This is a genomic window from Pectobacterium betavasculorum (genome assembly GCF_000749845.1).
Lineage (GTDB): Bacteria > Pseudomonadota > Gammaproteobacteria > Enterobacterales > Enterobacteriaceae > Pectobacterium > Pectobacterium betavasculorum.
This window is the reverse complement of sequence record NZ_JQHM01000003.1, coordinates 116,010-128,974: the sequence shown is the minus strand read 5'-3', so window position 1 is coordinate 128,974 and position 12,965 is coordinate 116,010. Positions and strand designations below refer to the sequence as shown.

Annotated in this window: 10 protein-coding genes and 1 other annotated feature; of the genes, 2 read left to right on the top strand and 8 right to left on the bottom strand. The window is 50.3% G+C overall.

All coding sequences use genetic code 11. From position 1 onward, the window contains the following. Positions 1-56 precede the first annotated feature (56 nt). Positions 57-1,394, bottom strand: a complete 1,338-nt coding sequence (locus tag KP22_RS10655) for an MFS transporter (protein WP_039305606.1) — start codon at positions 1,392-1,394, stop codon at positions 57-59. A gap of 127 nt (positions 1,395-1,521) precedes the next feature. Beyond that, entirely contained in the window at positions 1,522-2,109 is a 588-nt protein-coding gene (gene mog / locus KP22_RS10650; RefSeq protein ID WP_039305604.1) for a molybdopterin adenylyltransferase, read from the bottom strand. Between the two features lie 541 nt (positions 2,110-2,650). On the opposite strand from mog, the gene KP22_RS10645 reads away from it, so the two are divergent. Continuing rightward, on the top strand, positions 2,651-3,739 hold the full coding sequence (locus tag KP22_RS10645; RefSeq protein ID WP_039305600.1) for a GGDEF domain-containing protein: 1,089 nt from the start codon (positions 2,651-2,653) through the stop codon (positions 3,737-3,739). A gap of 78 nt (positions 3,740-3,817) precedes the next feature. On the opposite strand, the gene tal is transcribed toward KP22_RS10645, so the two are convergent. Then, complete coding sequence (gene tal, locus KP22_RS10640; protein ID WP_039324175.1) at positions 3,818-4,771, bottom strand: transaldolase; 954 nt, start codon at positions 4,769-4,771, stop codon at positions 3,818-3,820. A 537-nt stretch (positions 4,772-5,308) separates the two neighbouring features. On the opposite strand from tal, the gene yaaA reads away from it, so the two are divergent. Further along, a complete protein-coding gene (yaaA, locus tag KP22_RS10635; RefSeq protein ID WP_039324172.1) occupies positions 5,309-6,082 on the top strand; it encodes a peroxide stress protein YaaA in 774 nt (257 codons plus the stop codon). Between the two features lie 467 nt (positions 6,083-6,549). Here the strand turns inward: yaaA and thrC are convergent, their stop codons facing one another. The 5 genes from thrC to KP22_RS10615 all read right to left on the bottom strand — a co-directional run bounded on the left by thrC (position 6,550) and on the right by KP22_RS10615 (position 12,346). After that, positions 6,550-7,839, bottom strand: coding sequence for a threonine synthase (gene thrC / locus KP22_RS10630; protein WP_039324170.1), 1,290 nt, complete (start codon positions 7,837-7,839; stop codon positions 6,550-6,552). Between the two features lie 3 nt (positions 7,840-7,842). After that, positions 7,843-8,772: a homoserine kinase gene (thrB, locus tag KP22_RS10625; protein WP_039324168.1), complete on the bottom strand. Its 930-nt coding sequence runs from the start codon at positions 8,770-8,772 to the stop codon at positions 7,843-7,845. Positions 8,773-8,774: 2 nt separating this feature from the next. Then, positions 8,775-11,234, bottom strand: coding sequence for a bifunctional aspartate kinase/homoserine dehydrogenase I (gene thrA, locus KP22_RS10620; protein WP_039305588.1), 2,460 nt, complete (start codon positions 11,232-11,234; stop codon positions 8,775-8,777). Positions 11,235-11,326: 92 nt separating this feature from the next. Continuing rightward, positions 11,327-11,442 (bottom strand) — a sequence feature (Thr leader region). Beyond that, on the bottom strand, positions 11,381-11,449 hold the full coding sequence (gene thrL, locus KP22_RS23035) for a thr operon leader peptide (protein WP_014916714.1): 69 nt from the start codon (positions 11,447-11,449) through the stop codon (positions 11,381-11,383). Its footprint overlaps the feature before it by 62 nt. 210 nt (positions 11,450-11,659) lie before the next feature. Then, entirely contained in the window at positions 11,660-12,346 is a 687-nt protein-coding gene (locus KP22_RS10615) for a tRNA/rRNA methyltransferase (protein WP_039305585.1), read from the bottom strand. Positions 12,347-12,965 lie beyond the last annotated feature (619 nt).

Here is a 12,965-nt window from a genome sequence, read left to right as displayed (position 1 = left end):
CCTGACAGGGCTCGTTTGTTTTTGATGACGCGTTTTTTGATAAAGATAAAGCGTACTTAAACTTCGACGGGTGAACGATCGCGCGTGTTGTTATCAATAGAAGCACGCGAGTCAGCATCCAGATCGTGTTGTAAATAAACGCCCAACAACAATCCTACCGCGGCCAGCGTCAGAACATAGAATGCGGGTGCCATCGGCGTCACCTTCATGATCAGCGTGACAAAAACGGGCGTCAGGCCACCGAAAATGGCATAGGAAACGTTGTAGGAAAAAGAAATTCCCGAGAACCGCACGGCTGCGGGAAATGCCCGCACCATGACATATGGCACACCGCCAACCACGCCAACGCTGAGCCCGACGATCGCATAGCTGACAAAGAGCAACGCCGTACTGCTTGCCGCCGAGCTGTAAAAGAACCAGCTACAGGCAGCCAGCAACAGACTTCCCACAATAAACAATTTGCTGGCACCAAAGCGATCAACCAGCAGCCCTGAGCCGACGCAGCCCGCCATCAGCGCAATCGTTGCCAGACAGTTAGCCTGCAATGCCAGCGCAGCAGGGATACTATGGACTTTTTGCAGGTAAGTCGGGGCCATCAGAATAACGACGACGATACATGCAGATAGCAGCCAGGTCAGCAGCATTGAAACCACAACTGCACGTTTATGATTGAAGATGACCGATTTCAGCGGCAACTCTTCTGCCAGCTTTTTCTGCGTCTGCATTTCCATAAAAATGGGCGTTTCCTGTAACCAGCGGCGCAGATACATCGCCACAAGCCCAAATACCCCGCCGATGAAGAACGGCAGACGCCAACCGCCGCCCGACATCTGCTCTGGCGTGAGCACCGTATTCAGCAGCGTCGCGATCAGCGAACCCAGCAGAATCCCCATGGTCAAGCCGGCAGTCAGCGTACCGCAGGCAAACCCAATACGGGCGCGAGGCACATGCTCGGCAACAAAGACCCACGCTCCGGGGACTTCCCCGCCGATTGCCGCACCTTGCAGCACGCGCATTAACAGCAGTAAAAGCGGAGCCGCAATACCAATAGCTTCATAGGTCGGCAACAGGCCCATTGCCAGCGTCGGTAACGCCATCAGCAATATGCTCAGGCTGAACATTTTCTTACGTCCGCTCTTGTCGCCAAAGTGGGCCATGATGATGCCCCCAAGCGGGCGAGCCAGATAGCCTGCGGCAAAAATACCGAACGTCTGTACCTGCCGCAGCCATTCAGGAATATCCGGCGGGAAGAAGAGATCGCCAATCACGGCAGCAAAGAAGACGAAAATAATAAAATCGTAAAACTCTAACGCGCCACCCAGCGCAGCCAGAGACAGCGTTTTATAGTCCTGCCGATTCAATCGGCGAGGATGGGCGTGTTGATCCTGAGTCATAAGTTACCGTGCATTGCCAGAGTGCGAAAAGAAGAACGCCACCGCAGTGTGTAAAGTAGAAATTACTATAGCGGCAAAATTCTTATACACCAGCAAAGCTGAATCTTATGTTTCAAATCGCCTAACTTCAGTTTTTTATTTCGCGCACGGCATTTTTAGGGCGAAAAGCTGCTACAACGTCCGCATTAGTTTCAACGTAAGGGCCTTCCAGCAGTTGGATACAATACGGTACGCTGGCAAAAATACCGGCCACTATCACCTTGCCATCAACATCTTTTAAACCTTCCAGCGTTTCCTTAATCGACTTGGGCTGCCCCGGCAAATTGAGAATCAGCGCCTGCTTGCGCAGTACACCAACTTGACGGGAGAGGATTGCGGTAGGAACGAAACGCAGACTAATTTGCCGCATTTGCTCACCAAAGCCCGGCATTTCTCGATCGGCCACGGCCAGCGTAGCATCAGGCGTCACATCACGACGCGCAGGCCCCGTGCCTCCCGTCGTCAACACCAAATGACAGCCGCGTTCATCCACCAACTCACACAGCGTTTGTTCAATCATCGGCTGTTCATCCGGCACCAGTCGAGTTTCCACCTCAAAAGGCGTGGTCAGGGCGCTGCTGAGCCAGGATTCCAGTTCTGGGATGCCTTTGTCCTGATAAACCCCACCGGAAGCGCGATCGGATACGGACACCAAACCAATACGCAATACGTTCATAAGCACCTCAGCTTAAACAAAACACCAATTTTATCAGGATATTGAAGACTTTTAACAAACAATTAGCTCTCATGAGGCAATTCACACAACATCCGTTATTTCACACCGAGTACAATACGAAATCTGATAATAATTATTAAATAGCGTCTCAAAAAATCACTTGAATGGGTAATACCGCTGCGAAATTAAAATTTAGAAATAGTAGACGGATAAAAAATCGCTTACTCATTAAGAATGAACGAAATAAGTAGATATCCCCGTAATACTTCAATCTGTATGTACGTTAGCTGTGTTCAAATATGCGCCCGTCATGGGCCTCGTTCTAAAGGGCCGCTACGGTCAGCCTTCAAATCTGTCCTCGACAAATTTGTCCCTTTCAAGCCGCCTTCCTGCAATTCGAATTATCTGAGATATATATTAAAGAGAAAAAGGGTGAGAGCCGCCACGACAGAACATCACGTAAAACCGAATAATATGATAAAATTAAAGCACTTCTTTTAGTATCACAATAAGTAAAAAAAGCTCTATCAAGGAAGTCGCCATGAACGATTTTAAATATAAGATATTAAAGCTCTTTTCACATCCTACCTCGGCCTTCTTCCTCTTTGGATTTATTTCCTTTTTTATCACTATCTTTCTTACTCATGAAGCAAGCAAAAACGTATGGAAAGTAGAACGGCAGAATCTGGACATCACCATCAAGACCTATGAATCCTATAACGCGGGTGGAGAGGTGACGGAGAGTGATAGCATCCGAAAAACTGGCTCCTATGTCTCTGCACGAATGAGAACATGGGTGTTTAATACGCGCGACGTTCGCAGCGAATGTATTAATCGATTATCGTCATCCGACCTGACATTTAAGGATATGGCGATTATCCGTATCTGCCAGAATAGACTGCCATCAATTGGTGAATATGCAGGTAAAGGCACACTTACCATCATATTCCCGGTGCTATCGCCCACAGACGAATTATTGGGTATTCGGATTAGAACCACGTCAGAAGCACCACCACCTTCATTTTTTTATACACTGATATCTCCTGGCTCGGCGACAATTATTCTGAGCGTGGTGCTGCTTTCTGCCATTTTAGGCAGCTTACTGTCGCTTCTGGCGAAAAAATACCTAATAGAATTACCTATCATTGCCAGATATGACGATCTTACTGGCTATTTACGGCGAGATGCGTTCTTTCTGGCAGCCAATAAAGCGTTTAGTATCGCGAATCTGAATAAGCGGCCCGTTAGCGTCATTCTGATCGACATCGACTACTTTAAGCAGGTGAATGATAGCTTTGGTCATAGCGTCGGTGATGATGCTTTGAAGTTTGTTGCCGACACCTTCAAAAAATCCTTTCGCCGAGAAGATATTTTTGGTCGTATTGGTGGCGATGAGTTCGCGATCGTGTTACCGAATACCGGAGTAGATGATGCGTATATCATCGTGGATAAAGCAAGAGAACGCGTTAGCAATACACCGTGTGAAACCACTGCGGGGAAAATTAGGCTAACGGTCAGTATTGGGCTGGTTGAATACCATGCCGCTGGAGAAGATTTAATCGAAGTGATGAAACGTGCCGATGATAATCTTTATATCGCGAAGAAAACCCGTAACGCGACGGCCAAATAGACCTTTCCTCTGCGATACCAACTTACAGACAGACAAAAAAAAAGCCGGGAATCCCGGCTATTTTCATCAGCAAAATGCTTACAGTAAATCGGCAATCATCTTTTCCAGTTTTTCCTGGTCGATAGCAAATTTACGGATCCCGTCCGCCAGTTTATCAATCGCCATTGGATCCTGGTTATGCTGCCAGTAGAACTCCGCTTCCGTCATTTTCGCCGGACGAACTTTCACCTCACCAGCGTAAGACAGCTTACGAACCACGTCACCTTCGCTTTCTGACAGTTCTTTCAGCAGGGCTGGTGCAATCGTCAGGCGATCGCAACCGGCCAGTTCCAGAATCTCACCGACGTTACGGAAGCTTGCGCCCATCACGACGGTTTCATAGCCGTGCTCTTTGTAGTAGTCGTAGATTTCGCTAACGGAAACCACGCCTGGATCTTCATGCGGTGCGAATTCTTTCTTATCGCCATTGGCTTTGTACCAGTCAAGGATACGGCCAACGAACGGTGAAATCAGGAACACGCCCGCTTCAGCACAAGCGCGCGCCTGTGCAAAGGAGAACAGCAGCGTCAGGTTACAGTTGATGCCTTCTTTTTCCAACTGCTCTGCCGCGCGGATGCCCTGCCAGGTGGAAGCCAGTTTAATCAGGATACGCTCGTTGCTGATGCCCGCGTCGTTGTACAGCTTGATCAGGTGTTTTGCCTTCGCCACGCTGGCTTCGGTGTCATAAGACAAACGCGCATCCACTTCTGTGGAGATACGGCCAGGGATCAATTTTAAAATTTCGAGACCGATATTGACCGCCAGTTTATCCGTGGCATCCACGACCTGCTGTTTGCGATCGTTGCTCTGCTCACGCGCCCAGGCAATTGCCTCGTCGATCAGCTTGCGGTATTCAGGAATTTGCGCCGCATTCAGAATCAGTGAAGGGTTGGTGGTCGCATCTTGCGGTTGGTACAGTTTCATTGCCGCAATATCGCCGGTATCAGCTACAACCGTGGTCAGTTGGCGTAGGGAAGTCAGTTTATCCGTCATGTTGGCATGTCTCGTTGTTTATACGTGGTGCTCGTGAATGAAAATAGCTCGTATATGAATCGACTTGTTATCTAATCTGGTGGCCGTCTGTTTTGCGCCGAAATCTGATAATAACACGCGCACTTTCCCGTGCAAGCCAGCCTTTTTCCCCTCTTCCCTGCAACGGCGATTAGTTGCAGATAAGACGAGGCGTGTTATAGCTATACCCCAAATAATTCGAGTTGCAGGACAAAAACGGCAAGGCGTTTTTGAACAGCGCTTGCGCTGACCCCGAAGGGCTGAGGCCATAAGGCCGAATAACGCGGTAAGAGAGCGACAAATTCGTCGGGAACGAATTTGACCAGCCAACGGCTGGCCTTCGGTGAGAGACGGGATGTCTCTCATTTCATCCCGATGAGCTTACACAAGTAAGTGATTCGGGTGAGTGAACGCAGCCAACGCACATGCAGCTTGAAGTATTACGGGTATATCGCCGTTTTCTTATCGGGTTCTTGCTATAGTAGACGCATCAAAAATCAGACCGACAGGACATGGCGCATGCTTATTACTATTTCACCCGCAAAAACGCTCGACTACACCAGTCCTTTGGCAACAACGCGCTATACCCAGCCAGAGCTTCTGGACTATTCAAGCAAGCTGATTGGCGTATGTAAAAAACTGACGCCAGCACAAATCGCCTCACTGATGAGCATCAGCGATAAACTGGCTGACCTGAACGCAGGCCGTTTTAGCGATTGGCACCCCGATTTCACACCGGAGAACGCGCGTCAGGCGCTGCTGGCGTTTAAGGGTGATGTTTATACTGGATTAGCCGCAGAAGATTTCAGCGAGGATGACTTCGATTTCGCCCAGCAGCATCTGCGTATGTTGTCGGGTCTGTACGGCGTATTGCGTCCGCTGGATTTGATGCAACCGTATCGGCTGGAAATGGGCACCAAACTGGAAAATAAAGCAGGTAAAGACCTCTACAGTTTCTGGGGCGACACCATCACCGAAAAACTGAATCAAGCATTGCGCGATCAAGGTGACGACGTACTGATTAATCTGGCATCGGATGAATATTTCAAAGCCGTCAAACCGAAAAAGCTTAATGCCCGTTTGATCAAGCCTGTCTTTTTGGATGAGAAAAACGGTAAATTTAAGGTGATCAGTTTCTACGCCAAGAAAGCACGCGGCCTGATGAGTCGTTTCATTATTCAAAATCGCCTGACTCAACCGGAACAGTTGAAAGCGTTTAATCTGGAAGGTTACTTTTTCGAGGCGTCGGACTCTTCAAATGATGAACTGGTATTCAAGCGCCACGAACAGTAATTTACTTTGACGAATAACAACCGCCCCCCAGCTTCCCTATCAGGGTAGCCTTTATACACAAGTACAGGAAAGTATCGCGATTTTGCCGTTATCCGGCGTAAAAAATTATGCTGAGGAGATAGCGGGCTTAGGATGAGCCGCAGGACGCGGCGAAAGCTTGCGCCACGTCGGACAAAAACGTCAGAGACGTTTTTGAACAGCACTTGTGCTGGCCCGAAGGGCGAGCCCCATTTATGGGGCGAGTAAACGTGTCGCAAGCGGTCCGTAAAGCACGATACCGACGAAGGCACCGCGTTAGCGGCATAATTAGCGCCGAAAAGCCAGGGGTCACGGGGCGAGCGGCGTTTGAGCCGCCCTGTGTCGGGCGCGTGCTACGAGGTAGCATGAAAATAACAGCACGATCGCGCACGAAACCACCTCTTGGTCCGCATAAAGCATGTCACTAAGAGGCAGTCCTTGCAGTAACCTTACTTCGGTAAAGCCATCAGGAATTCACGCAGCTTCGCAAAATCATCCGGGAAGTTGTGCGACAGCAAATCCAGATCGGCACGTTCAGCCAGCGCTTCAGGCAGATCCAGTTCTTTGCCCAGAATTTCTTCTACGCTTTCCTTGAATTTCGCCGGGTGCGCCGTCCCCAGGAACAAGCCAAACTCGCCAGCTTGCAGTTGATCGCGCAGCAGACGGTAAGCAATCGCCGCGTGCGGCTCGGAGAGATAGCCTAACGCATCAAGTTGATGCATGGTTTCTTTCGTGGTGTCATCACTCACCGCACCAAAGCCCAGCGTCTTCAACTGCCAGTTCTTACGACGGAACAGCTCTTCCACGCGCGGCCAGTTATTTGGCTGGCTCACATCCATCGCGTTGGATAACGTTGCCACTGTCTTATGCGGTTCCCAGTTACCATTGCTCAGGAAGCGCGGTACGGTGTCATTGGCGTTAGTCGCCGCAATGAAACGCTTAATCGGCAGACCCAACGATTTCGCCAGCAGACCTGCGGTCAGATCGCCGAAGTTACCGCTTGGTACAGAAACCACCAGTTGGTTACGGGCTTCCTGAGGCAGTTGTGCAACAGCTTCAAAGTAATAGCAAATTTGCGCCAACAGGCGGCTGATATTGATAGAGTTCGCTGAATTCAGGCCAATTGCCTTTTTCAGTTCCTCATCATCAAATGCCTTTTTCACCAATGCCTGACAGGCATCGAAATCGCTGTCGATAGCGATGGTGTGAATGTTACCACCCAGCGTACAGAACAGTTTTTCCTGCAATGGGCTGATTTTCCCCTGCGGATACAGGATCACGACGCGGACGTTTTTCAGACCGTAAAAAGCGTGTGCCACGGCAGCCCCGGTGTCGCCAGAGGTCGCAGTCAGAATAGTGATTTTCTCGTCGCCAGACACTTCCGTCAGCATTTGCGCCATAAAGCGGCCACCGAAGTCTTTAAAAGCCAGCGTCGGGCCGTGGAACAGCTCCAGCGCAGCGACATCTTCCTCAACTGGCGCGATAGGAGCTGGGAACGCAAACGCCGCTTTTACGCGCTCGAACACGGTTTCAGCCGCAATCTCGTCGCCGATATAGGCAGACAGAATACGGCTGCTGCGGGTGACGAAATCCAGTTCCAGCAACGCATCAATTTCGGTGCGCTCAAATTCTGGCAGCTCCAACGGGAAGAATAGCCCCTGCTGGCTCCCCAGTCCTTGCTTGATAGCCTGAGCAAAATTAACCTGCTCGTTATGATCTTTAAGGTTGTACAGTTTCATGCGTTATCCCAGTTGTCGTGCGCCAGTCGTATCAAGACGGCAAATATGAACAAAACCTTCATCATTCTGCAAATAGTTATCCCGTAGCCAGTCGGCCAGACGCTGTGCGCTCGCCATGTTGTTGCAAACGGAGAATAACGTTGGGCCAGAACCAGAAATACCGCAGGCCAGCGCTCCGATATCTTCAGCAACCTGACGAGCGGCAGCAAAGCCGGGCAGCAGCTTAGTACGATAAGGTTCTGCGATAACATCCTTCATCAGTTTCGCCGCCAGCCCAGCCTGCCCGGTATGGCAAGCGTGAATGAAGCCAGCCAGATAGCGACCGTGGCTAATACAATCCTGACGACGATATTGCGCAGGCAGAATCGCGCGCGCTTCTGCGGTTGAGACTTTAATTCCCGGATACGCCATGACCCACAGCCAATCATCGAACGACGGCACCGGCTGGCTGATAATGCCATTTTCTTCCAGCATCAGTTGGACACCGCCGAGGAAACACGGGGCGACGTTATCGTAGTGAACGCTACCAGAAATGCGCCCTTCCAGCTCGCCCATCAGCGTTAGCAGACGAGAATCATCGAGCGGTTTGCCACAAAATTCGTTCATCGCCATCAGACCGGCAACGACAGAACAGGCGCTGGAGCCTAACCCAGAACCGATTGGCATGTTCTTTTCAAGCGTCATCGCTACAGGCACAGTTTTGCCAATTTCCTGACAGAACAGTTCCCAACACTGATACACAATGTTTTCTTTCGGGTTGTCCGGCAGTTTGCTAACAAAACGCCCTTCATTACGCAAACTGAACAGATCGGCGGCCTCAACAGAGACGCAATCTCCCAGCAGTGAACCGTCTACAGGCGAAACGGCAGCACCCAGCACATCAAACCCGACGCTGACGTTACCGATTGATGCAGGTGCATACACCTTAATCATAATTATGCTCCCAACTTCCATGACAAGGTGCGCAGCAGATCTGCGAACACACCAGCAGCGGTAACATCGTTACCCGCGCCATAACCGCGCAATACAAGCGGCAGTGGCTGATAATAACGGCTGTAGAACGCCAGCGCATTCTCGCCATCTTTGACTTTAAACAGTGGATCGTTGCCGCCAACAGCACCGATCTTGACCTTACAGCGACCTTCTTCAATGACGCCGACATAGCGCAGTACTTTACCTTCATCACGCGCTTGTGCAACACGGCTGGCAAACTCATCGTCTGCCGCAGGCAAGCGTTGCATAAAGCTGACGACATCGCCGGACGCATCGAAGCTGGCAGGCAGAACGGACTCCACCTCAATATCGCCCAGCTCCAGTTGATACCCCGCCTCACGCGCCAGAATCAGCAGCTTACGCGCCACGTCCATACCGGACAGATCGTCACGCGGATCGGGTTCGGTATAGCCTTTTTCTTTCGCCTGCGCCGTCGCTTCCGACAGCGACATGCCTTCATCGAGTTTACCGAAAATAAAGGACAGCGAGCCAGAGAGAATACCGGTAAAGCGAATCAGTTCATCACCTGCATTCAACAGATTTTGCAGATTCTCAATAACTGGCAGGCCTGCGCCGACGTTAGTGTCATACAGGAAACGGCGGCGGGATTTCGCCGCAGCGCTGCGCAGTTGGTGATAATAGTTCATCGACCCGGTGTTGGCTTTCTTGTTTGGCGTCACCACGTGGAAACCATCGGCCAGAAAATCTACGTACTGATCGGCCACAGACTGGTTCGACGTACAGTCGACAATCACCGGGTTCAGCAGGTGATACTCTTTAACCAGACGAATCAGACGCCCCAGATTGAACGGCTCGCGAGCTTTTGCCAGCTCCTCACGCCAGTTGTCCATCGAAACGCCGTTAATGTTGGTCAGCATGGCTTTAGAATTGGCTATCCCACACACACGCAGGTCGATATGCTTGTCTTTCAGCCACGGTTGCTGACGATGAATCTGCTCCAGCAGTGCACCACCTACGCCACCCACGCCGATAACAAATACGTCGATCACCTGATCGGTGTTAAACAACATCTGGTGTGCAACGCGCACGCCAGTCGTGGCGACATCATTGTTGACTACGACAGAGATAGAGCGCTCGGACGATCCCTGTGCGATAGCGACGATATTAATGTTTGCCGTCGCCAGCGCAGAGAATAGGCGAGCAGACAGACCGCGCAGCGTGCGCATACCATCGCCCACCACAGAGAGGATCGCCAGACGTTCCATCACATCCAGCGGCTCCAGGACGCCTTCTTTCAGTTCCAGATAGAATTCGTCTTCCAGCGTTTTTCTGGCGCGCGCCAGCTCGTTTTGCGATACGCAGAAGCTGATGCTGTATTCAGAAGATGACTGGGTGATCAGCACGACAGAGATACCCGCACGCGACATCGCAGCAAATACGCGCGCCGCCATGCCGATCATGCCTTTCATGCCGGGGCCGGATACGTTGATCATCGCCATGTTGTTAAGGTTAGTAATGCCCTTTACCGGATACTGAGTATCGGTGCTGTCCATGCCGATGAGCGTACCGGGAGCCTGAGGATTTTCGGTGTTTTTGATGAGGCAGGGAATCTGGAACTGGGCGATAGGAGCAATGGTGCGAGGGTGGAGGACTTTGGCGCCGAAATAGGACAACTCCATCGCCTCCTGATAGGACATCGACTTCAATAATCGGGCATCCGGCACCTGACGCGGATCGCAGGTATACACGCCATCAACATCGGTCCAGATCTCACAACAATCGGCACGCAAACACGCAGCCAGCACAGCAGCGGAATAGTCTGAACCGTTGCGGCCCAGCACTACCAGCTCGCCTTTGTCGTTACCGGCAGTAAAGCCCGCCATCAGGATCACATGATCTTTCGGGATCGCGCTTTCAGCGATACGGCGAGTCGACTCAGTGATATCGACAGTAGATTCGAGATAGTGTCCCTGCGCCAGCAGTTTCTCAACCGGGTTGATGACGGAGACGCCATAACCACGTGCCTGAAAGACCCCCTCCATGATGGCGATAGACAGTTTTTCCCCCCGACAGATGATCGCGGCATTCACGCTGTCAGGACACTGACCCAGCAGCGCGATGCCGTGCAGAACGTGTTTCAGCTGTGCGAATTCCTGTTCCACGCATGCCTTCAGGCGGGCATGTTCAAAGCCCGGCTGGGATGCGGCAAGACCTTGCAGCAGCGAAGAGAAGATAGTTTCGGCGTCGTTTAAATGAGGCAGAATATCTTGTCCAGCAACGGTTTTCTCAATCATGGCAACCAGATGGTTGGTAATTTTCGCCGGCGCGGACAATACGGTGGCCACCTGTCCCTGGCGCGCGTTATTTTCGATAATGTCGGCAACGCGTGCAAAACGCTCCGCATTCGCTACTGAAGTTCCGCCAAATTTCAACACTCGCATTTTTATCTTTTCTCCTGAATTTCTGCCAACCAAAACACTAAAAGCGTTTTTTGTATGCCGCCCGCAGACGACGTTGAGGGATAACCTGCCATAAAAAAAAAGCCCGCACTGTTCGGTGCGGGCTTTTTCTGGAATCTTTATATGCGTCAGCCCGCACCGTTACTGGTTGTATCGGTGATGGTAATAATCGTGGTGATTAGGCTGATAGTGCGCATGCTAAAATCGAATCTCATTAGAAGTAGAGTTATCTGCCCTATTAGTTAGGCAATCGCCCTTTGAAGTCAACGGATTTCTTTTTTTTCTTCTCGCCGAACGGAAAACCTCTGCCGCTAAACTCACTGCCTAAACAGGAATAAGCCGGACAAACCATTGTCAAAATACACGCTTCAAAATGTTCGACTGCCAAAAAAGCCATCTCTGCTATCTTATTTCGGCAATCTTTTTTCAATGTCGTGTAGCAAGCGATGAAGCATCGCCGTATCACGCTGCTCTAAACGCCCCAGTCGCTGATGCAGCCAGTCCCGCAGTTTTTCATCATCCTCAACCGCCAAATTGACCAGCAGCCGATTCAGACGATCGTGCAAAGCCGACAATTGCCCCAGCACAGCGGGCTGAGCCGCTTCCGGTTTGACCTGCATGAGTTCAGCCAACTGGTAACAGTACACCATCACTGCCTGACCAAGATTCAGCGAGGGATAATCCGCTTTCATCGGCACACCAGTCAGCACATCTGCCAGTTCAAGTTCCTCATTCGTCAAGCCAACATCTTCCCGACCAAACACCAGCGCCGCAGACGCCATCCATTGAACCTTCTCCTGCAATACCCCTGTCAGTTCCGCTGGCGTGCAGTAATAACGATATTTAGCCCGACTACGCGCGGTGGTCGCCACCGTAAAATCAACATCTACCAGTGCGTCAGCCAGCGTGGGAAATACCTGCACATTATCCAGAATATCCCCTGAACCATGCGCCACCCAACGGGCAGCAGGCTCTTGGTATACCGAACTACCGACAATACGTAAGCTACTGAACCCCATCGTTTTCATCGCACGAGCCGCCGCACCTACGTTCTCTGCCCGAGCGGGCTCAACCAAAATAATATGAAACTGCATAGACTCCCCAGTATGGGTTACATGTGTCTTGGCAAAATATTATCTGAGAGCCAAACAACACAGCCCTGTAATCGATAACGATTTATTGATAACGACAATTTATTGATAACAACAGCGGGAAATTAACAATAACCCAACAGAATTTATGTCATCTGCGCCGCCGTCGGTAAGGAACATCGATGAGTCCAAAAAAATAAGCAGGGGGAAGAAACCCTAACAAAAAAGGTAAATTATTTTATTTCAATAAGTTAAAAAAATATCAACGACTGTGTAGCATCAATTATGATCATTGGCATTTACTATGCTAAATCGTTCATAAAAAGTGCTAAATTGTGACGTAAACTAGCAATCCTATAAGTGTTTATCACAAAATAGTTAACGTGCTAAAATGAAATTTGATATATGTCAACAGAACCGTAGATTTATCAGCAGCCAAAATCAGTGCTTACTGTTATGTTGCTGTTAATAAGGTTAAACTGTGCGCCACTTTGAGCGCAGTTAAATTAGCGCCACGCTCACCCACTAGCAGTACCTCTAAGCGGGTAGAGAATGAACACCAGTAACGCATTTACGTACTTGAGTCTGATGTTGAGCGAGAGCGTATATTTACCTCGATAAG

Excerpts from the sequence above, each read along its gene's own strand:
- KP22_RS10655 (WP_039305606.1), bottom strand. The coding sequence starts at position 1,394 with ATGACTCAGGATCAACACGCCCATCCTCGCCGATTGAATCGGCAGGAC.
- mog (WP_039305604.1), bottom strand. The coding sequence starts at position 2,109 with ATGAACGTATTGCGTATTGGTTTGGTGTCCGTATCCGATCGCGCTTCC.
- KP22_RS10645 (WP_039305600.1), top strand. The coding sequence starts at position 2,651 with ATGAACGATTTTAAATATAAGATATTAAAGCTCTTTTCACATCCTACC.
- tal (WP_039324175.1), bottom strand. The coding sequence starts at position 4,771 with ATGACGGATAAACTGACTTCCCTACGCCAACTGACCACGGTTGTAGCT.
- yaaA (WP_039324172.1), top strand. The coding sequence starts at position 5,309 with ATGCTTATTACTATTTCACCCGCAAAAACGCTCGACTACACCAGTCCT.
- thrC (WP_039324170.1), bottom strand. The coding sequence starts at position 7,839 with ATGAAACTGTACAACCTTAAAGATCATAACGAGCAGGTTAATTTTGCT.
- thrB (WP_039324168.1), bottom strand. The coding sequence starts at position 8,772 with ATGATTAAGGTGTATGCACCTGCATCAATCGGTAACGTCAGCGTCGGG.
- thrA (WP_039305588.1), bottom strand. The coding sequence starts at position 11,234 with ATGCGAGTGTTGAAATTTGGCGGAACTTCAGTAGCGAATGCGGAGCGT.
- KP22_RS10615 (WP_039305585.1), bottom strand. The coding sequence starts at position 12,346 with ATGCAGTTTCATATTATTTTGGTTGAGCCCGCTCGGGCAGAGAACGTA.